The organism is Rhodanobacter aciditrophus (assembly GCF_050026795.1).
Classification (GTDB): Bacteria; Pseudomonadota; Gammaproteobacteria; order Xanthomonadales; family Rhodanobacteraceae; genus Rhodanobacter_A.
Window position 1 is genome coordinate 200,546 of record NZ_JALBWP010000012.1, and the last position, 20,029, is coordinate 220,574.

Below are 20,029 nucleotides of genomic sequence, written 5' to 3' on the forward strand. Positions count from 1 at the left end.
TCGCCTCAGCCTAGGTGACATGCCGGCAGTCGTATTGACTGTAATCAACCGAAGGCGGCGGTCCCGATGTGGTCGAACGCTGAACCGCTCCGTCTGCCGCGGCAACGGCCTGTGGCCCGGGGGCATTGCAGGGGCTGGACGATGACCTGCCGGGAATCCGCGCCTGTTTAAACGTCGACGCCGCAGGCATCAGCGAGAAGGCGGGTAGACCTTGTGCCCCGCGGAGCGCACGCATCGACTACGTGCCATGTTCCGTTTACGGCCACGTCGTTTGACGTGGATCAACCGGGGCACCTGTGCGCTCCGCGCAGAATTTCCCGCGCGTGCCGTCATCACCGCGACGGCCGCCACGCGGGCGTGTTTGCTCCGCGTCCCAGCGCGGTGCCGACGGGAGCAATGACATGGCATGCATGATGAAGAGAGTGATGGGGCTCTCGCTGGGGTTGCTGGTGGCTGCTTGCGCCACGCCGCCAACCCAGGAGCAGGGCGGGATGCTGATCGGTGGCGCACTGGGCGGAGTGCTGGGTCATCAGATCGGTGGTGGCAGCGGCCGCACAGCCGCAACCATCGTCGGCGCGGTGGCGGGCGCGATGCTGGGTGGCGCGATGGGTCGCTCGATGGACGACACCGACCGCCTGAAAACGGCGCAGGTGCTTGAAGGCGTGCGCACCGGCGTGCCCACCGAGTGGCGCAATCCGGATACTGGCAACCAGTACGAGGTCACGCCCACCCGCACCTACGAGGAAAGTGGCGGCCCGTGCCGCGAATACACCATGGACGCGATCGTCGGCGGCCAGCGCCAGCAGATCTACGGCACCGCATGCCGGCAGCCGGACGGCAGCTGGCGTGAAGTGAAATAGGTCGACCGCACGTCCCTCCCGAGCCGCCTGGGATCGTGCGATGACCCGGCAGCTCCTGCTCAGGCCACGCCGCTACCCCGGCGCGTGGCGCGGGCGCCGGTGGTTGCAGAACGCGATCCAGTCGCCGATCGCCCGCATTGCACGCCGCAGGCTCCCGGAGCGGTGCCGATGCGCGCATGGCTTCCTCAGCGTGTGGATAGCGCGTTCGACCATGCCGTTCTGCTGCGGGCAGCGCGGAGTGATGAACTCCTGCTGCTCCGTTGTCCGAGCGCAGCAGGGACGATCCGGCAGCGGCCAGCGCGCCGAGGCGCGTGATCAAGGCTTGCTCCAAGGTTGCCGCAGCGGTCGTCGCCCGGCCGGTCCGCGACACGACGTTGCAACAGCGGCAGGACATGCCCCAACGTCAAAACATCGCAGCCGAGCTCCCGACAAGGACTAGGGTCTGCGCCGTCGTCCGGCGAGGCGCGGCGGCAGGGGATGGGCACGAACTGCCAGCTTGACGTCCATTTAGATCGCCATGTATATAGCTAGCTATATTTATTGGGCGAGACATGGGCTATGGTCACCGACACCCTGGCAGACCTCGGCGTGCTGTTCCTCGGAAGTCGCCTGAAACGACTTGGGGACAGACTGCAAACCGAGGCGAGCGCGATCCTTCAGAAGATGGATTTGCCGCTTCAACCTGCCCAACAGCCGCTGCTCGCGGTGTTGCGCCGGGAAGGTCCGCGAACGGTCGGCGCGATCGCCCGGCACCTGCGGATCAGCCAGCCGACCGCCACCCGCGGCCTGCAGGCACTGGTCGAGGAAGGCCTCATAAGCGTCAGTCCCACGGGACGGGATGGGCGTCACAAGCTGCTGTCGCTCACGCCGGCCGGCGCTGCTCTGATGGATCGCCTTGAACATGGCCTCTGGCCACGGGTGGAGACCGCTGCGATCGCGGTTTGCGGTGGGCGACATCGGGAGCTTCTGGAAGCAATCGCCGAGGTGGAGACACAACTCGACCACCGGTCACTGACGGATCGGACCCTGGCCCCCGAACTGACGGTGCGGGACTTCTCGGACGAGCTGGCCGAGGCGTTCTATCGGATCAACGCCGAATGGATCGAAGAGATGTTCGCGTTGGAGGCTCACGACATCCGGCTGCTGTCCGAACCGCGAAAGCAGATCATCGACCAGGGAGGTGCGATCCTCTTCGCCGAGACCCCCGACCTCGGCGTGGTGGGGACGTGCGCGATCATGAAGTCGGACGGCGGCTGGTGGGAGCTGACCAAGATGGGAGTCTCCAAGGCCGCGCGCGGACGCGGGGTCGGCGAGTTCCTGCTGACCAAGGCGATCGAGCGCTCCCGAACCATGGGGATCGCCGATCAGCTCTACCTGCTGACCAACCGCAAGTGTGCCGCCGCCGTCCACCTCTACGAAAAGCTGGGGTTCGAGCATGACCCGGAGGTGATGCGGCTCTTTGGTTCCCATTACCAGCGCTGCGACGTGGCCATGCGCTTTCATGCCTGAAAGCAGCGCGCCTCTCTAATTGCGCATAATGTATACCTGACGCCGGTTTCCTCAGCCATTTGCAACCTCCGCCGAGACGGGATTATCAGCGGCATTTTCTCCGGCGTGCAAACCGTTCCCATTAAGGCGCGACGAAGCAGGTTTTCTTGCCCTTTTTCCCTTCCTCTCCCGGGCGTCCCGCGACAGGATTTTCTCCACGACCGCGATGCGGTCGAGGAGATAATCCTTAACCTCGCCGTACCCGTCCAAATCCTCCCGCGACTCACTTTCCGGGCCAAGCTCAACCAGCTTGGCGAGGAGGCCCCTCCAGATCCCGACGATACGTTCCTGTTGCCGACGTTCATGCGCTTTCATGCGATGATCCCTTGGGGCTCACGCCCCTGCTGTAGTTGTACCCGAGGCCCCCGCCGAGCTAGCAGGCAGACGGGGGCCTCACCTTGTCAGGTGCCCGGTTTCCCGTGGCACCGCTTGAACTTCTCGCCACTACCGCACGGACACGGGTCGTTAGCACCAACCTTGACGCGCGGTGTCACACTGGTTGCAAATTGACTCCTGCCCGGTGGCAGGCTGAGTGCATCTAGGGCGGAAGCGGCTTTAGTCCCGGACAGCCGGGTTACCGTTGGCACCGCCGCGCCCTGATGCAGCGGTGCCAACGGCACACGCGCGTCCAGGTAGTCGCGCAAGGCGACCGCGCAGAGGGCGTTGAGGGAAATCCCGAGGCGTTCCGCATAGCGGCTGGCATCCGCCTGCAGTTCGTCGGTGAGGCGTAGCGTGCTGGTGCTCATAGGCTTCCTTCCGGTGTGGTATCGGCAGGAAGTGAGCTTAGACCGTGTGGTGGCAGATTGCCACCAGTTTGACACCAGATTTCGGGCTTTAGTCCCTTGTTAAACGTCGGGACCCAGCGAGCTGGCGCGGTGCGGGAGAGAGGGTCGAGGGCGGGGGAGTCAGGCCGGCGAGCATCCGCAGAGCTTACCGGGTCGATGACCTGGCCGGAATCCACAGCCCGCAGGTACCTAAAGTCGGCCGGAGCCGCATCCACCTTCTGGCGGCCACCTCCGGCCAGAGCCGGCGAAGTCGCCGCCACGCCGGCAGGCGGCGGCGCCTGCTCGGCTGTACCGGCGCCTGCCGGCGTGGCGGCTCTCTCGGCGGGAAGTAGCCGGAGCATGGGCGCCAGAAGGTCGACACGCTCCAACGCGCGCCCGAGGGCGAGCAGAGCGGTCAGCGTGGAATCGGCTTCGATCGGAGGGGAGGGCAACGCTTCGGTGATGACTTCCGCCTCCCAGACTTCGGGTTGAAGCGTCACGGCCTGCGGCCTCGCGGGGGCCAAGGCCCCCACACCCCCAAGGGCGCGGCGTTCATAGTCCTCGCGCCACAACCGGGCCTGCTCACAGACCACCGTCCAGCAGGCCAGGCGCTGCGGCTGGAAGGCGTAGCCGTTCGGGCTCACCAGTTCGCCGGTGCGGCTGTTCAACATCCAGCCGTCCCAGCCGGCATGCAGGCCGCCGATCTCGCCCAGCCGCCGCAGGCGCAACAGCCGGACCACGGACCACGGCACCCGGCAGCGGCCGGCGTCCCAATGCCGTACCGTCCGCAGCGACACGCCCAGAAACTCGGCGCACGCCTTGGGGCTCAGGAAGCAGCTGTGCCGAAGCTCGCGGAAGCCCTCAGGGGAGAGGTACCAGGTGCGCGTCCGAGGGCGCCTAGCCTTGACCTTGGGCGTCTCCTTGATTGCGCATAATGTATATTATGTCCAATTCTGGAAGCGCCTCGCCACGCTCGGAGTCAGGCTTTTGGGTTCGTGACCAAACGCAGATGTTCGCGCCACTCATTGATTTGATTGATAAAGCTTGCGCCTTCCCATGTGAATGCGACCAAGAAACTTAGGCCGGATCGACCGAAGTTTTATGCAACTTGAGCCAAGAAACGTATGCCACCGGCGCCAACTGCCAGCAAACTTGTGCAACCGGAAAAACTCTGCCTAAGTTTCTATGCCGCTAAGGCGCTGCTCGGTCGGCGCCCAAGCCTAGATTACCTGGCCTCGCGGGCCGCCAGGCGCCAATCTGCCAACGATGTCGGCAGCACACGCCGCAGTGGTTCACCGCACCGCGGCTTTGTCCCTCACGTTCAACTAGTCGCTATCTAAACCTGTTGGTGGAGCCTGGTCCCTTAGGCGTGTCGTCGTCTTCGGACCAATCCGATTTGCTGAACGGTACGTACCCTTCCGGCCCAAGGCTGTGATCCAATTCGTTCACAAAATCGGGTGAGCCGACGCGGGCCACGATTCCGAAACCAGGTTCGGTTGAGAAGCCTGAATAGGCGCCCGCGAAGGCATCGGCCGCGTCCGGGTCCCAGTTCAAGCCCCGTCCATAGAGAGCCAGTTGCAAGGCGACCCAGAACGAACTGGCGCCACCGTGCAACGCGCCCGGGCCGCCTTCCTTGAGCAGCATGGCGAGCGGTGTAGGAAGGCTCCATGCCTGTCCAGTTCGCGCGCCCTCAAATTCCTCCGCGAAGCTGTACAGAAGGACCTCGTGGCCAGGCTTTAGCTGCATGCGGCTAAGTTGATCGTCGTCAAGGGCATCGTAGCTGCGGCTCTTCAGGTAGCGTTTCTTGGCTTCAAAATATTTGGTAGCGACGGCTTTGTTGCCAGCGGTCGATTCGAATTCGATGCACATCGCGATGTCGCCGTTGGCGGTTTCGTGCGCTCCGCTCGCCTTGAATACGCGGTAGCCTGCGCGAACCCCGTTGCCGGACCAAGTGATGAGTTCGGTCGTATGGATTGCTGCGAGCACCTCGCACGTAATCGTGTTCTCCTGCCAGCCGCCGAAGACTTCCCTGCTTAGGGATCGCGTCAGGGCTTCATCGATGCCCTTGCGGGTCATTGCTTGCCACGTCTTCAAGTCCATTGCGTTACCTCTTCGGTGGAAAGGTAGGGGGGCACACGTCATGAAGCGCCAGAACTACGCCTGCCTGAGATCCTGGGTGAAGTAATAGCGCTTGGCCACCTTCGGCTTCGGCCAAGGTGGCCGTCCAGTGCGCCCGTTCCTCCTGGAGACGGGCCTCGCTCGCCGAAAGGGCGGCTCGGTCCTCGGCCAGCCGGGCTTGGAGGAGGCGTTCCGCGTGCGCCACGGCCAACTTCCAGAGCGCGGTCATGGCCTGCCCTGCTTCCGCCGGGAGTTCTGGAAGCTGCAGAACGTTCTGCAGGCGCTCCGCCAACCCATTGCGCCACGTGTCCAGCATGCGCGTGATCGTGTTCGGCGAGCCGGTGCCCAAGGCCGCGCGCACTTTTTCCACGGTCGGTTTGTCGCCGGCGGCGACCAGCCTGTCCGCGGCCGCGTTGACTTGGTCCTGGGTGATGCCTCGCCACAGCGACGCGCCTGGTGCAAGAAGGTTAGGTAGTTCGAGACATATTCGGAGCTGGGGGTGATTATCCGGTCGCCCGGCTCGAGCGGAAGAGCATAGAGCGCCATGTCCCAAGCGCGTGTGGCGTTCTCGGCATAAGCGATCTGGCTGGCATAGGCCCGAGGAGCCGCGCAAGACCTGAATACAAGGGCGAAATATCACCCGCGGCGCGCCCCACCGCTTCATAGCCACCGATTTCCTCCTCAAGCGCGAGAACGCAGTACGACTAATCGTTCGTGAGCGGTATGGGTTGGGAGGGAGCCGGCCATGTCGCGCGCGCGCGCAGCGTCGGTAACAGCGGTGCCAGATCGGCTTTCCAAATGTTGGCGCTGCCGTTATTCCAGCGGTCCATCTGATGGAGGCCAGCCGTGCTTTCGGCGACGCTCTTTGGATAGCCTGCGGGGGGAATGACGTGACGGCTGGTCAGGTAGAGCGTATGGCCGTCTGCGCCTAAACGCAGTTCGATGATCGGAGCCAGCATATTGATGGCCGCGCCGACTGGCTGCGGGCGGCTCCAGAGCTTTCCATGGCGGAACGAGATGAAGACCTCGGCCTTGTCTGCCGGTGTCGGTGGCCGAGTGGAGGCAAACACGATGAACGACTGATTTGGTGCCACCGCAGCGTCCATGTCCGACCACTGGCCGGTGCTGAAAGGTAGCGGCTCTGGCGTACCGTATTGGCCGCGCGCAAATGGCGTGCGATACAGGCGGAAGCGGCCATGTGCACCGGTGGCAGCCATGAAGTACAGCGTGCCGTCGAGCGCGAGTGCGGGACTAAACGTGGAATCGAAGCGGTTGACGATGGTTGGAAGGCGCTCCGGTCGGCTCCAACTGTTGCCTCGACGGTCGACGCGCCAAAGGTTTCCTCCGCGTTCGGCGTATAGCTTGTCGTTCCAGTGGCCGTCGAGTGGTTTGTTGCTGCCGTCTACAGGGCGGTTGGAGGCAAAGACGAGAAAGCGCCCGTCGGGCGAAACCACCGGTTCAAGGTCACGCCAGCGGCCAGAGAATGGCGCCACTCGCGATGGCAGCCAGCGCTTGCCGTCGAAGCGCGAGGTCATGATGTCGTAGTCGACACCATTGCTGCGGAAGAAAAAGACGGTGCGGCCATCCGGCATGAATGTGGCTGCGGCATCGTTGGCCGGGCCGGAAATTACCCCGGGGGCAAAGACATTGAGGGTAGTTGCTGTCGTGGTGGCGGCCTGCGAATTTGATACACCGAGGAAGGTCAACAGGCAGCTGGTGACCAGTCGGGGGAGTAGGCGGTAATGGTTCATTAGTAATTCCCGCGCGTATTAAGTAAGCCAGTGAAGAACGAGTGCTCCTACGCCAGAGAGACATGGGGAGCCCTTTGGAGATGCAGAATGGGGACATCACCGATGGGGTGTTACCACCCTCACAGTTCATGATGCGGTCGGTATCGTGCGGCTGCCGGCGATTCGTGGTGGCCGGTGCGGGTACAGTGATGAGCGGTAGGACGGGTCTGGCCAGCGGAGATATCAACCCCTCGGCAAAAGAGAAGAAGCAGGTCGTGCGGCTCCTACGTCCGGCAAATGGACGGTCTCGTTTTGTGAGAACGCGCCGACGCCGCCATCATGCCCCTCGGAGAACACCTCGGATTGGTGTTGCTGGCAATGTCGGCCGCGTCGATCATGACCGATATCAATGGTTCTGTCCGGTCGCGCTTCAAGAGCCTTAGATGGGGTTGTGCTGGACCACGTTGTAGGGTTTCGTACAGATCCCGATCCAGGCGGTATTTCTCCACTAGGGAAGGTCTGATCAATCGCCGCCACGTAGCCTCGACGTGCGATTGATCCCGCTCCGGCAGAAAACGCCGTTTTCCCGGCCAAATCCCGTCGCCCTTCGCGCCGCTGCTGCCCCCTGTAACGCAATGATCCTACTGCGGCTGCAACAACCTCCCGCGCGCCATCCACAGATTCACCAGCGCGAACAGCGTCGTCACCTGTGCGCCGTTCTTGGCCAGGCCCTTGTAGCGCACCTTCACGTAACCGAATTGCCGCTTCAGCACCCGGAACGGATGCTCCACCGCCGCGCGGATCGACGCCTTGACGTGCTCCAACTGCGCGGTGATCGCGCGCAGCTTGGGGTCGTCGATGGCCTTCACCACGCTACGCTTGGCCGCGATCCAGAATTTCCGACCCCGCTTCGGTGCCCGCTCCTCCGCCCCAATGTAACCGGCATCGCCGAACACCTGCCGTTCCTTGCCATGCAGCAGGTGCGCAACCTCCGTGACATCCGCCACGTTCGCCGCCGTGTTCACCATGGTCAAGATTGGCCTCGCGAGATACCCGTCTGCCCACCGCGCGGGTTTGCCCCTGCCGGGCTAGAATCCAAGCACGGGATTCCTGGTCGAGACGACTGCAGGACCGCACATTCCCCGGGACCGGAATTCGCCGCCCAGGCCGCGGCCCAGATCGACCAGGCCATGCGTTCGCTGGCCCAGCGTCAGATCGCACCTCGGGCGAAGGTAGACGCTGGATATGGCGAGATTCGCCGCTGAGAGGTTATCTGAGGAAAAGCCATGGCTGAGATTTCGAAAAAGATGACATTCAGTGTTAGCGCGAGGCGCGTTGATGCGCACGGCGGCGTGGCGCACTGCAAGGATGCTGACATCACGCTGGACACCGATCTGGCCGGTCGTCGCGATGCCTTCAATCCGGCCGAGTTGCTACTGGCGGCACTTTCTGCGTGCATCATCAAGGGCATCGAGCGCGTTACGCCAATCCTCAAATTTCACTTGCGCGGTGTGGAGGTTCGAGTACGCGGCGTACGTCAGGATGCGCCGCCACGAATGGAATCCATCGATTACGAGATTCTGATCGATACCGATGAGAGCGAACACCGGCTCGAACTGCTGCACGAGAACGTCAAGAAGTACGGCACCGTGTTCAACACGGTCGCGCCAGGCACAGCGCTGACCGGAGTCCTGCGACGGGCCTGTTGATCTGCATCTACGACTATCGGTCATCGGTCGAGTGCCAGTCATTCGATTTCGCACAGCCTCGGTCCACCCTACCCCGATAACCCACCTTAATTGACATCCCCCGCGCACGCGCAGGACTCTCGCCCGTGCATGTTGGACCCAACTACCAAATCGACAGTGAGGGCAAGCACCATGGCCGTGCTGCCGATCGCGAACAGCGCGCGATAGCTCTCAGTACTGGCGAACAGATAGGACGCGCCATAGGCACCGACCGCCTGCAGTACCGCGAAGCTGATCGTCGCCCGGCTCCAGGCGGCCTTGCGTTCGGATGGGTGATCTACCAGCAGTTCCTGCACCCGACCGAGTGCAAGCGGAACAATGCCCGGCGTAAAGGCGCCGACCACGACACTTGAAAGCATCAGCCAGCCGGTGCCCAGTCCGAGAGCCGGAAGCACGACAGCTATGGCCTCCACCAGGTAGGCAAGGCGCAGGGATGTGGTGAACCCGATGCGGTCGGCCACGTGCCCGGTGAGGAGTGGCCCAAACGATGCGCCAAGTCCGAACAGGACCCAGTATTCCGCGCCGGTCTCAAGTCCCTGCCCCAGCCCTCGCGCCACGAAGTCGACCAGGAAGATCATGTGCGGCACGAGACCCGCCGCATTCAAGGCGTATTCCGCATAAAGCGCTCGCAGCGGGCGTACCCGGTGGCCAGGCAGTCCCCGCGCCGCCGCGGCTGCAGCTGCGGGCATCGGGGCCGTCGCCCAGCCATTCCAGGCAACGGCTGTAAGCACCAGCGAAAGAAATCCGAGGCCGAGCCATGTTGCAGTTATGCCCTCGCGGAGCAGCACGGGTACCAATGTCCCGGATGCAGCTATTCCCACGCCTACGCCCATGAAAATCACGCCGCTGGCGAGCCCGCGCCGCGAAGGCGGCACATGGGACAGCACGACCGGCGCGGCCAGCACCATCAACACGCCCCCTGCCATGCCGGAACAGAAGCGCCACACGAAGAACCACAGGAATGACTCCGGCAGCGCGCAAGCGAACAGTGCGACGGTGGCCAGCACCATCATGCCGCGGAGCACAGTGGCTACCGGCAGCGCCTCACTCATGGGGCGCGCCAAGAGTGCGCCCGCCAGGTAGCCCGCCAGATTCGCGGCGCCGAGGTAGGCCGCCGCCGACGACGCGAACCAGTGCGCGTCGATGATCGCCGGCAGCAACGGCGTATACGCAAACCGCGCGACGCCAATGCCCGCCAGGCTGGCGCAAAAGCCGGACACTACCGCCTGCCACACACCTAATGCAGACGCGCGTCCACCACTTTCAACATGGCGAGCTTCGAAGGTGCTCATGGTGCAATTACCCGTGTATTTCGTGAAGCTGGAGATGGGAGTCCCCATCACGCCGTAAGAGGAGGACGGCGCCGCACGGGGCCGCCCCGCCCTCCGGATTTACTTGCGGCTCGTCCGCTGCCGCTTGCGGAACTCGGCTACGGGCAGGCCCCCGCGCCCCCAGTTCTCGATCTCGACCTCTTCGATCACGACGAAGGTCGATTCGAGCGGCTTATTGAGGACGTCGAGCAGCAGCAGGCTGGTTCCTTTGATCAGGGCAGCTTTCTCTCCGGCGGTGACAGCCCGCCCGTTGGGCGTGGAGCCCTCGCGGGTAATCTGAATCGTGACCATAGGCATAAGAACTCTCCTCGGGGAAATGGAAAGGACGGCAGGGCGGCCCTGGCCGAAGTCAGTGACCCGCGCTCTGGCCACCATCGACGTGCAGGATCTCGCCCGTTACGAAGCCGGCGGACTCCAGGTACAGCACGCCACCGACCACGTCGCTGATCTCGCCCATGCGCCCGACCGGATGCAGCGAGGCAAGCGCGGCGTGCGTCTCCGGTCCGTGCATCGGCGTCTTGATGACGCCCGGTGCAACCGCGTTCACGCGGATGCCGCGTTTGGCGTACTCGGTTGCCAGCGACTTGGTCGCGGCATTCAGCCCACCCTTGGTCAGCGCCGCCAGCACCGACGGAACGCCGTCGATCGCATGCTCGGCCAGCGTGGTGGTTATGCTGACCACGTGCCCGCTGCCCTGTTTCTCCATCTCACCGATCGCCAGCTGAGTGACATGGAAGAACCCGTTGAGGTTGACGGCCAGGTTCTTGGCGTACTCCTCGGCGGTGAAGGCGGTGAACGGCTTGGCCGTAAAGACGCCGGCGTTGTTCACCAGCGTGTCGATGCGACCGAAGTGCATGATCGCCCCCTTGATGATGCGCTCGGCCACCGCTCGGTCGGAAATGTCGCCGGCGACCGCCAGGACATCGGGGTTGCCGGACGGCTGGATTGAACGCGAGTTGGCGACGACGCGATAGTCGCGATCAAGGAAAGCCTTGACCAGACCCGCGCCGATACCCTGGGACGCGCCGGTAATGATGGCTACTTTCCGCTGGTTGCTCATGATGCCGATACCTCGAAGATGTGGGGTGAGTGCGAGAACCATCGATAAGTCCGAAGGTTCCGACAGCCCACAATCTAGGCGTGCGTCATGGATTAGCGAATCCCCGCTACTCGGCAGACATCCTTCCGCAGCGCGACGGAATCGGCCATCTCGCGACCGTCTACGCCTGCCGCATCAGGCCTGAAAAATGCGCGCGCAGGCGTGGAAGCGCGAAGTCCACGAAGGCGCGAACCTTCGGCACGGAAAGACGGCCATACGGCGACACGAGATTGACCGGGATCGGCGCCGGCTCCGCGTCGGCAAGCACGATGTTCAGCAGGCCCTGATCGAGTTCGCGGGCCACGTGATAGGAGAGCAGGCGCGTCACTCCGTGCCCCTCGACGGCCGACGCGACGGAGGCCTGCACGCTGTTGATCACCAGCCGCGGCGTGAATGAAACGGTACGGGGAACCGACGTGCCCTTCAGCGCCGGGAAGCTCCATGAATCCATACCTGAATGCGCCAGCGCTATGATCCGGTGCTTTGAAAGGTCCGCAGGATCTACGATGCGTGGGTGCGTCGCCAGATAGCGCGGTGACGCCACCACAACCCTGCGCACTTCGCCTACGCGATGCGCGACCAGGGTGGAATCGGCCAGATGCGTGATGCGCAGGGCGAGGTCCATGCCCTCGTCGATCAGGTTCACCTGGCGCTCCAGCGTATGCATGCGCACGTTGACCGTCGGGTATTCGTCTATGAAAGAATCGACGATCGGCCGCAGGACCTCCACCCCGGCGAATACGGTGGAGGTGATCGTCAGCGTGCCGCGAGGCACCGAGCGTTCGCCAGCAGCCTGCCGGTCCGCTTCCTCCATGTCGGCCAGGATCTTTCGGCATGACTGGGCATAGCGCTCTCCCGCTTCGCTGAGCTTGATGGACCGTGTCGTCCGGTGCAGCAGCGGCACGCCCACATGGGCTTCAAGAAAGGCGACGGCGCGGCTTACAGCTGCGGCGGAGCGGCCGGTCTTCCGACTGGCGCCGGCGAGGCTGCCTTCATCCAACGCTGCGATGAACACTTTCATGGCATCAAGACGATCCATAGCGTGTGCCTCGCAAGCGTGCAGCCAATATGGGACGCATGATGTTCGATTTGACCACTATGAGGGCGGTGACGTCGACGCTAGTGCCTGTCTATCCCGCTTTCGGTCAGCTTATAAGGCAAGCCCGCTCGCCGATGGCGCTGAAAGCGACCCGCGTGGGCAGCATCAGCCATCCCCCGTGCAAACGAATTCCACACGAACGCCTCCCGGTTCGCGCACCATGCAGTGCGTACGTGATCCACCCAGCGCTGACTCCGGTGCAAATTCAACCTCCACCCCAGGCCAGTTGGACACGCGCAAGAAAGTCTCCTGCAGCGCGGCCACGTCTGGCACCTTCAGCGCGAGGTGGTGGAGGCCGACGTTCTTGCGGCGATCGAATAAGACGTAGCCACCTGACTTGTCGACCTCCCACAGGGTCAGTCGCGTGGCGCCGTCCGACACAAACACCGCCGGATAGTCAGGCTTCGCGCCGACGACCTCCCACCCAAGACACTCCACGAAGAACCGGCGGGAGCGCTCGAGATCGCCTACGCTGAGACCAACGTGGTCGATGCCCACTGTCCGAGCTTTTCGATGTTGCATGTGTCACCTCTTTCCTTGGATCGGAGACGGCCTGATTTGGCGGAGCCCGAGTGTCACGACTGTGCCGGGGCGACACCTAGGCTCTGCTTGGAGTTGCGACGCGCTCCCACCCAGTGGGCGGCAGAAGCGACAACGCCCAGCGCGATACCAAAGGCGACGATGCCCTCCCACCCGTACCGTGCCATCAGCCAGCCACTGATCACCGTGCCAACGGCACCGCCGAAGAAAGTCGCGGTCATGTACAGGCTGTTGATGCGCCCCTGTGCCTTCGGGTCGACCGCGAACGCACGCGTCTGGTTGGAGACCAGTCCGGCCTGCACGCCGATATCGAGCACCACAACGCCGATCACCAGCGCGGTCAGCGAAGCGGCGAACGCGCCGGCGGCGCCGATAATGCCGAAGCCCCCAGCCCAGGCGCTGCCGAGGTGCCACGGCCCCGTCGCAAGAAGTGCAGCCAGGTTGACCCAGAAGGCGTTGAAGCAAGCCCATAGCAGCGCCTGGACAAGCATCGACTCGCGAATCGGACGATTGTCACGCGCCAGCGGCCAGAGTGAAGCAAGGAGGCGGCCGTAGGACAGATCCGTAGAAGGAACGCCGCGCGGCAGCAGCGCCGCCGCGGCGACGAATACCGGCACCATGAAAGCCGCTTCCACGCCATAAACAGCCCGCCATCCAAAGGCCGCACCTACCACACCAGCGACGGTGCGTCCCAGCAGGATGCCGACCATGATGCCGCTGGCCACCGTTCCGACCGAACGCCCCCGGTCCTCGGGTCGCGACATGACGGCCGCGAACGGCACGAGTTGCTGCGGTACGCAGCTGACCATGCCGAGGCCGAACGACGCCGGGATAAGCAGCCGGATACTTGGTGCGAACACGGCCAGCAGCGCGAACGAAAAAGCCAGTCCAATCTGGCCAAGCACGAGCTTGCGCCGATCGAATCGGTCACCGAGAGGAAGCAACAGCGCGAGGCCGGTCGAAAAGCCCAGCAACGCAGCGGCGGCCACCAGATCGACCGTGGTCACACCGACCCCCAGGCTTCCCTTGATCAGCGGCAAGATCGGCTGGATGCAATAGACATTGGTGATCACCGCACCGGCGACGATTGCCATCGCGACGATCTTGCCGCGCGACACCACCGCAGGCGTCGTTGCATGCTCCGGTCTGGTACGTAGCTCGCTCACGGGATTCTCCAGTTATCTGCCCCGCGGCGACAGGCTGCCGCTGCCGGGGATTTGCCGAGGCAGATTGAGCCTTTGCATGCAGAAAGAGAATCCACTAGTTTCGCAAATCATCCTTCCAAAATCCGGTAGATTCGAATGAATCGCCTCGATTCGATGGCCATCCTCGTCGCTGTCGTGGACTCGGGCAGTCTTTCCGCCGCCGCGCGCCGCCTTGGCATGCCGCTGGCCACCGTCAGCCGGAAGATCGGAGAGCTCGAGTTGCACCTGAACACGCGCCTGCTCCACCGGACCACGCGCCAGCTTTCGCTGACCGAAGCGGGAAACTCGTACGTCGCCGCTTGCCGGCGCATTCTCGAAGAGATTGATGAGGCCGAGCGCCTGGCCATCGGCGAGTACGCCTCGCCGAAGGGTAAGCTCGTGGTGACCGCGCCGGTTGCCTTTGGGCGCCTGCACGTCATACCGGTGATCGCCGCGTTCCTGGCGGAGTACCCGGAGATCGACATCGACTTTGTGCTCACGGACCGCGTCGTGCACTTGCTGGACGAGCACACCGATGTTGCGATCCGCATCGGCGAGTTGCCTGACAGCACCCTGGTCGGCATCCGCGTCGGCTCCATTCGACGGGTCATCTGCGCAAGCCCCGCCTATCTGGCCGCACATGGAGTGCCGACCAAGCCAGGCGACCTGGTTGAGCACGAGTGCATTTCCTTCGAAGTCCTCGCGTCCCGGCGCGCCTGGCTGTTTGGCTCCGGGAAGAGCGAGCTGTCTGTGCCTGTTCACTCACGCCTCGCCATCAATACCGCGGAAGCGGCGATTGCGGCCGCCAGGCTTGGCGTCGGTCTGATCAACGTGCTGGCTTACCAGGTGGCCGATGCGCTATCCGACGGTACGCTGCGTGTCGTGCTCGAAGAATTTGAACCGGCACCCTTACCGATAAATCTTCTACATGGCGGACAAGCACCCATTCCGCTGAAGCTGCGCGCCTTCCTCGACTTTGCGATACCGCACCTTCGTGCGCGCATACCCGCGGACTTCGCGGGAATCTGCACGCATTGACTTCTTGCTTACTGGGCATGCCCGAATTGGCGATGATGCGCAAGGTACCGCATAGCCCTTCGCGCGCGCCGGCGGGTCGCGGAAAGTTCCTTGAATACTCGCGCCGAAAGCGGCGAAGGAGATCAGCAATGACTGGTAGCAGCAGCCGGTGAGAACTCGGTTGTTCCGCCCTGTGAGGTGATCCGTGGCCGATGCTCTCCCTGACCTGATCGCGCCGAACCTGGCCGTGCTGTTCTGCGGAATCAACCCGGGCTTGTTGGCCGCAGGCACCGGGCACCACTTTGCCGGTCGAGCCAATCGCTTCTGGCGCGTCATCCACCTTGCCGGCTTCACGGCGGAGGAGATCCGGCCGGAACACGATCGACAGATCCTCGTGCACCGATGCGGCCTGACGACGGTGGTCAAGCGGCCGACAGCGCGAGCAGATGAACTGTCGCGAGAAGACTTCACTGGAGCCGCAACCGAACTGAAGCGGAAGGTGGATCGCTACCGGCCTCGTTATGTCGCATTTCTCGGCAAGGCCGCCTTCGCAGCGCTGTCGGGTCGGCAAGAGATCATCTGGGGTCCGCAACCGGGTCCCGGCCTTGGAGGTTCCGTCGTCTGGCTGCTGCCCAATCCGAGCGGACGAAATCGATCCTTCACGCTCGACCGTCTTGTCGAGGCCTACCATCGACTTTATCTGGTCGCATGCCAGGGCACAGCGTTGCGCTGACATCGTGAAGCCTTTTCGTGGACGCGCCGCCCTGGCCCACCAAAAGCCGAAGCTGGCTCCTTCGGACCCTGTCCAATTGTTTCTCTCCCAGAGGAAAACCCCATGAAAAAGCGCGCACTCGGCAGCAGTGGCCTCGAAGTTTCGGCCATGGGGCTTGGCTGCATGGGGCTGACTCACGCGTACGGGCATCCAGTCGAAGCGCAGACCGGCATCGACCTTATCCGTACCGCCGTAGAGCGAGGTGTCACTTTGTTCGACACCGCCGAGATTTACGGCCCATATACAAACGAGGAACTTCTGGGCCGGGCATTGGAACCCGTACGTGATCGGGTGGTTATTGCGACGAAGTTCGGGTTTGCCATTGGCAGCGGTGGAAGGCGGAGCAATTTGAATAGCCGTCCCGAGCACATACGGCAGGTTGCCGAGGCTTCGTTGACACGCCTGAAGACCGACCGCATCGACCTGTTCTACCAGCATCGCGTGGATCCAGAGGTGCCGATTGAAGACGTGGCCGGAACTGTCGGAGATCTGATTGCGGAAGGAAAGGTGAAACACTTTGGGCTGTCGGAGGCTGGCGCGAGTACCTTGCGTCGTGCGCACGCGGTGCAGCCGGTTACCGCCCTGCAAAGCGAATACTCCCTGTGGTGGCGCGAACCTGAGCGCGAGATTCTGCCTACGTTGGAGGAACTTGGCATCGGGTTCGTGCCTTTCAGTCCGCTGGGCCGGGGCTTTCTTACCGGCACCATCGACGCCAGCACGGACTTCACCGAGAACGATTTCCGCAACCGCCTACCGCGCTTCAGTGCGGATGCCCGCAGGGCCAACCAGGCACTCATCGAAGCACTTGCCAACATTGCGCGTGGGAAGGCCGCCACTACGGCACAGATTGCGCTCGCTTGGCTGTTGGCACAGAAACCTTGGATTGTGCCCATTCCGGGCACCACCAAGTTGCACCGCCTGGAAGAAAACCTGGCCGCCGCCGAAATCACACTGACCGCAACGGATCTGCAGGACATCCAGCACGCCTTGGACAGGGTCAGCGTGTACGGCGCGCGTTATCCCGAGCATATGGAAAAGCAGACCAATCGTTGATGGCGGTGAGGCAAATTCGGTTGCAGCTGTCCCTGCAACGGTCAGCTGCGCCAGGCACCTCGCCGCGGTGCAGATGCCGATCGCGCTCATGCTCCTCGCGCAGGCTGCAACCATGCGCCTTGAACAGGTCCCCTAGCGTCAACAAGCCGGTTATCTGTGCCGGGGCACCGGACCGAGCACGATCAACTGGTCAACATCGGCGGCCAACATGTGATCAGCAGCTTCGCGCAGGTTGTGGTCTTCGCGCACCGCTACCCTCGATAGCACGGGCTGATCCTCCTGCCGTGGCATCTGCTTTCAGCAAAAATCGGATACCCCGGTAGCCCCAAGATGAAGTACTGCCGTTCGACGAGTGCTGTTGCCGAGTCGAGGGGAGTCGTCCGCGTTAGGGCTGTCAACGCGTAGCGTCCGAATCAAGCATCAGGCCCATTCGCCAATGCCCATCACCCAGCGTCCATAAATGGACAAATCGCTCGCCTTTTTCGGAGCAAGAGTCGCTTTCGTTCGCGCAAAAGCGCTGCATCCCACTGACCAGCGCGCTGTCGTCGCCCAACGCGCGCACCGCCAGACTACCGGGTACCACCTCTCGACGCAGGCGCCCACATACATGGTCGCGCGCGTCGATCACCGGATCGACGCGCCGACCATCAGGCGTTGTGACGGTAGTACCGGCGAACAAGCTGGCGCGCAGTGCGTGCAGGTTGCAGGTGTTGTAGGCGCGAGTCAGTGTGGCTTCGCGCGCAGTGAGGGTCTGGTGCAGCCATGCCTCGTCTGCGCGAGTGCCCTTTGATACGGTTGAGGCAAGTGTGGTGGAGCCAACCAGGCTGATGGCTGCGAAGACGCAATGCAGAACGGTACGGTTTTCCATGGCGTAGCTCCTGCTGTGGGTGAAGGGCCGGGCAAAACGTCGCCCTGGCAGCCGTCGAAGGACGGCCACGTATCGGGAGAAGTGGGAGGGAGGCCGGGCATGGGGAGTGCCCGGCATGTGGCCGGTGGACGAAGGGGTCAGCGGTGGCGGAACGCCCTCGCCAGCGAGCCGTCGGGGTCAACCACGAGACTGATGGTTTCCGTGCCGTGGGCGTGCTTCACCGAATACACGTCGTCGCCGTACTGGTTCACGCCGGTGAAGGTGTACGACTTCACCGGACCAAGTTCGGCGAGGTACCGCTCGCGCGAGGCGCGCTGTTTCTGGCGGACCTCTGCCAGGTCTTTGCTCATACCGGTGCCGTCAATGGGATCGCGCAGCAGGAGCTTCAGTGCCTTCGCGCTGCCCGGGTACGGCTGCTTGCGGCGGATGCGCTCGGCCAGCGCGTCGTCGACCCGCCCGGCTTCGGAGGCATCGATGCGCGGCGTGTCCAGCACTGTGTGGCCGCGCGTGTCGACGACCATGCGCTGGGCGTGGCCGCTTGCATCCATGACGAAGTGCGCGACCGTAGGTTGCCCTTGGATGGCGAACCGGTCCGCCCCCAGCGGTACGGCATAGAACGGCTTGGGTTCTGCCATCTGCGCGCTGATCGCGATGATGAGACCGTTGCCGGATCGCGTGACTGCGACCTTCGAGATCGGACTGATCTTGTAGAAGCCCACGTAGCGATCCAGCACGGCGGGCGTCAGCGCAACGATGTTCTCTGCAGCGGGCGCCTTGCCACCGGGTGGCGTCACCTGCGACGCGAAAACCGTCATGCCCAGCGACGCACATACCAGCACCAGCGCCGACACGCCGGCCCATCGGTTCCGTGCCGTCAACATGAGCTTGATCCTCTGTTCCAGGAAGGAGCGTGACTCGGACATCGCCGGTACCAGGCCGATCCGGGAGGACCGGCACTGCCCCACGCGTAGCAACGTTTCGCAGTACTCGACGAGGTCGCGGCCGCCACGTAGCACGCGCGTATCGCAGTCCACCTCGATGGCGCGGCGCATGCGGTGGAACTGCCACCACAGCAGCAGGTTCCACGGCATCAACGCCAGCACCGCCACGCCCAGAGCAATGAGATGCGGATCGCCCGCTTCCAGGTGCGAGCGCTCGTGCGCCAGCACGTCGCGTTGCTGTCGCTCCGGCACCTGCAGCAGCCAAGCCGGCACCACGATCCGCGGCTGCAGCAGACCGGCCACGGCGGGTCCCGCATCCGGTGCCACCAGCACGTCCTCACCGCACATCGTGGCCTCGTTCCAGCCGCGCTTGCGTCGATGCAGCAGCACGGCGCTGGCGAACAGCGCGCAGAGCATCAGCAGCGACAGCGCAAACCATCCAGTGCGGACCAACATGGCTACGTGGTCGGGTGCGCCGTAGAACTGGGTGCCATCCAGCGGCATCAGCACCGCCGGCATCGGAATGGAGGTGGCGTCGCGCAGGGCGATCGGCGGTGGCATGGCGCCGGACTGGAGCATGCCGGGCAGGCGCAGCGTCACAGAGGAAATCAGCGCGGGCAGCACCAGCGACCCGACCATCGCCGCCAGCCACACCCAGCGGGTGGCCTTGCGTCGGACCCGGGCCGCGCGTTCCGCCATGAGCGCGGCCGCGCTTAGCGCCAGCGCCACCAGCAAAGCGTAGATCATCCAGGCGATCATTCCGGCTTCTCCTTGTCCGCATGTTCGAACAGCAACTGGCGTATGCGTGCGAGCTGGTCGGCGCTGAGCTTCTGGTCGGAGACCAGGTGTGAGAGCAGGAGCTCGGTGGAGCCCTTGAACAGCTTCTCGGTGAGGTGCTGCACGGCGTTCTTGCGCGCTGCCTGCTGCTTGATGGTGGCGAAGAAGCGGTGCCCGCGACCGGCCTCCTCGTGGCCCACGTAACCCTTGGTCTCCAGCGTGCGCAGCACGGTCAGCACGGTGGTGTAGGCCAGCGGGTCGGCGAGGTGTTCGCGCACTTCGGCCACTGTCGATGCGCCCAGCTCCCAAAGCGCCTGCATTACATCGGCCTCGCGGTCGGTGAGAGAGATCTTCATGCCGTCCACCCGACTTATCTACTATTGATGTAGTAGATACTAGACAAGCCACCGACGTTGTCAACTATATTTTTAGTAGTTAGTTTCCATCCGCGCCAAGAATGGGGCAGTCATGACTGCCACCGTCTGCCGCGCACTGCATCCAGGACTTCCCTACCCAGGAGCCATGCTATGCGCCTCCCTTCCCTATCTGCGTTTCTAACCTTTTCAGGTAGTTATCGTGA

At 63.6% G+C, this 20,029-nt stretch carries 22 protein-coding genes and 1 pseudogene; 6 read left to right on the forward strand and 17 right to left on the reverse strand.

The annotated features are described in order from the left end of the window. Positions 1-410: 410 nt before the first annotated feature. Positions 411-860, forward strand: a complete 450-nt coding sequence (locus ACQGNW_RS13955) for an RT0821/Lpp0805 family surface protein (RefSeq protein WP_426663820.1) — start codon at positions 411-413, stop codon at positions 858-860. 72 nt (positions 861-932) lie between these two features. On the opposite strand, the gene ACQGNW_RS13960 is transcribed toward ACQGNW_RS13955, so the two are convergent. Then, positions 933-1,073, reverse strand: coding sequence for a hypothetical protein (locus ACQGNW_RS13960; protein WP_426663821.1), 141 nt, complete (start codon positions 1,071-1,073; stop codon positions 933-935). 345 nt (positions 1,074-1,418) lie between these two features. Between ACQGNW_RS13960 and ACQGNW_RS13965 the strand changes: the two genes are divergently transcribed. After that, on the forward strand, positions 1,419-2,369 hold the full coding sequence (locus tag ACQGNW_RS13965) for a bifunctional helix-turn-helix transcriptional regulator/GNAT family N-acetyltransferase (protein ID WP_426663822.1): 951 nt from the start codon (positions 1,419-1,421) through the stop codon (positions 2,367-2,369). A gap of 51 nt (positions 2,370-2,420) precedes the next feature. Here ACQGNW_RS13965 and ACQGNW_RS13970 read toward each other — a convergent pair whose 3' ends face one another. From ACQGNW_RS13970 to ACQGNW_RS14000, 7 genes and pseudogenes are all read right to left on the reverse strand, one after another. After that, positions 2,421-2,723, reverse strand: a complete 303-nt coding sequence (locus ACQGNW_RS13970) for a hypothetical protein (protein WP_426663823.1) — start codon at positions 2,721-2,723, stop codon at positions 2,421-2,423. Between the two features lie 86 nt (positions 2,724-2,809). After that, complete coding sequence (locus tag ACQGNW_RS13975) at positions 2,810-3,154, reverse strand: SEC-C metal-binding domain-containing protein (RefSeq protein WP_426663824.1); 345 nt, start codon at positions 3,152-3,154, stop codon at positions 2,810-2,812. Continuing rightward, positions 3,151-4,098 carry a VC1465 family Xer recombination activation factor gene (locus ACQGNW_RS13980; protein ID WP_426664773.1) on the reverse strand — a complete coding sequence of 316 codons (948 nt, stop codon included), beginning with the start codon at positions 4,096-4,098 and terminating at the stop codon, positions 3,151-3,153. Before ACQGNW_RS13980 ends, ACQGNW_RS13975 begins: the two co-directional genes overlap by 4 nt. Positions 4,099-4,504: 406 nt before the next feature. Beyond that, positions 4,505-5,272 (reverse strand): hypothetical protein, encoded by a 768-nt coding sequence (locus ACQGNW_RS13985; protein WP_426663825.1) that lies wholly within the window; start codon positions 5,270-5,272, stop codon positions 4,505-4,507. A 4-nt stretch (positions 5,273-5,276) separates the two neighbouring features. Beyond that, positions 5,277-5,954 carry a DNA-binding protein gene (locus ACQGNW_RS13990; protein WP_426663826.1) on the reverse strand — a complete coding sequence of 226 codons (678 nt, stop codon included), beginning with the start codon at positions 5,952-5,954 and terminating at the stop codon, positions 5,277-5,279. A gap of 40 nt (positions 5,955-5,994) precedes the next feature. After that, a complete protein-coding gene (locus ACQGNW_RS13995; protein WP_426663827.1) occupies positions 5,995-7,041 on the reverse strand; it encodes a TolB family protein in 1,047 nt (348 codons plus the stop codon). A gap of 632 nt (positions 7,042-7,673) precedes the next feature. Next, positions 7,674-8,039: pseudogene (locus ACQGNW_RS14000) on the reverse strand (transposase); the annotation flags it as partial. Between the two features lie 267 nt (positions 8,040-8,306). Here ACQGNW_RS14000 and ACQGNW_RS14005 point away from each other — a divergent pair. Next, entirely contained in the window at positions 8,307-8,729 is a 423-nt protein-coding gene (locus ACQGNW_RS14005; protein ID WP_426663828.1) for an OsmC family protein, read from the forward strand. Between the two features lie 86 nt (positions 8,730-8,815). On the opposite strand, the gene ACQGNW_RS14010 is transcribed toward ACQGNW_RS14005, so the two are convergent. From ACQGNW_RS14010 to ACQGNW_RS14035, 6 genes are all read right to left on the reverse strand, one after another. After that, positions 8,816-10,060 (reverse strand): YbfB/YjiJ family MFS transporter, encoded by a 1,245-nt coding sequence (locus ACQGNW_RS14010; protein ID WP_426663829.1) that lies wholly within the window; start codon positions 10,058-10,060, stop codon positions 8,816-8,818. Between the two features lie 99 nt (positions 10,061-10,159). Beyond that, a complete protein-coding gene (locus ACQGNW_RS14015) occupies positions 10,160-10,396 on the reverse strand; it encodes a tautomerase family protein (RefSeq protein ID WP_426663830.1) in 237 nt (78 codons plus the stop codon). A gap of 52 nt (positions 10,397-10,448) precedes the next feature. Further along, a complete protein-coding gene (locus ACQGNW_RS14020; protein WP_426663831.1) occupies positions 10,449-11,159 on the reverse strand; it encodes an SDR family NAD(P)-dependent oxidoreductase in 711 nt (236 codons plus the stop codon). 160 nt (positions 11,160-11,319) lie between these two features. Continuing rightward, the gene (locus ACQGNW_RS14025) at positions 11,320-12,219 is read right to left on the reverse strand and encodes a LysR family transcriptional regulator (RefSeq protein ID WP_426663832.1); all 900 of its coding nucleotides are present in this window, start codon (positions 12,217-12,219) and stop codon (positions 11,320-11,322) included. Positions 12,220-12,402: 183 nt separating this feature from the next. Continuing rightward, a complete protein-coding gene (locus ACQGNW_RS14030) occupies positions 12,403-12,819 on the reverse strand; it encodes a VOC family protein (protein ID WP_426663833.1) in 417 nt (138 codons plus the stop codon). A gap of 53 nt (positions 12,820-12,872) precedes the next feature. Further along, entirely contained in the window at positions 12,873-14,003 is a 1,131-nt protein-coding gene (locus tag ACQGNW_RS14035) for an MFS transporter (RefSeq protein WP_426663834.1), read from the reverse strand. 135 nt (positions 14,004-14,138) lie between these two features. On the opposite strand from ACQGNW_RS14035, the gene ACQGNW_RS14040 reads away from it, so the two are divergent. The 3 genes from ACQGNW_RS14040 to ACQGNW_RS14050 all read left to right on the forward strand — a co-directional run bounded on the left by ACQGNW_RS14040 (position 14,139) and on the right by ACQGNW_RS14050 (position 16,863). Next, positions 14,139-15,059, forward strand: coding sequence for a LysR family transcriptional regulator (locus ACQGNW_RS14040; protein ID WP_426663835.1), 921 nt, complete (start codon positions 14,139-14,141; stop codon positions 15,057-15,059). A gap of 184 nt (positions 15,060-15,243) precedes the next feature. Next, complete coding sequence (gene mug, locus ACQGNW_RS14045) at positions 15,244-15,771, forward strand: G/U mismatch-specific DNA glycosylase (protein ID WP_426663836.1); 528 nt, start codon at positions 15,244-15,246, stop codon at positions 15,769-15,771. 102 nt (positions 15,772-15,873) lie between these two features. Beyond that, positions 15,874-16,863 (forward strand): aldo/keto reductase, encoded by a 990-nt coding sequence (locus tag ACQGNW_RS14050; protein ID WP_426663837.1) that lies wholly within the window; start codon positions 15,874-15,876, stop codon positions 16,861-16,863. A gap of 394 nt (positions 16,864-17,257) precedes the next feature. Here the strand turns inward: ACQGNW_RS14050 and ACQGNW_RS14055 are convergent, their stop codons facing one another. From ACQGNW_RS14055 to ACQGNW_RS14065, 3 genes are all read right to left on the reverse strand, one after another. After that, on the reverse strand, positions 17,258-17,731 hold the full coding sequence (locus tag ACQGNW_RS14055; RefSeq protein WP_426663838.1) for a nuclear transport factor 2 family protein: 474 nt from the start codon (positions 17,729-17,731) through the stop codon (positions 17,258-17,260). A 137-nt stretch (positions 17,732-17,868) separates the two neighbouring features. Continuing rightward, positions 17,869-19,431, reverse strand: a complete 1,563-nt coding sequence (locus ACQGNW_RS14060) for a M56 family metallopeptidase (RefSeq protein WP_426663839.1) — start codon at positions 19,429-19,431, stop codon at positions 17,869-17,871. Continuing rightward, positions 19,428-19,805 (reverse strand): BlaI/MecI/CopY family transcriptional regulator, encoded by a 378-nt coding sequence (locus ACQGNW_RS14065; RefSeq protein WP_426663840.1) that lies wholly within the window; start codon positions 19,803-19,805, stop codon positions 19,428-19,430. Before ACQGNW_RS14065 ends, ACQGNW_RS14060 begins: the two co-directional genes overlap by 4 nt. Positions 19,806-20,029: the final 224 nt, after the last annotated feature.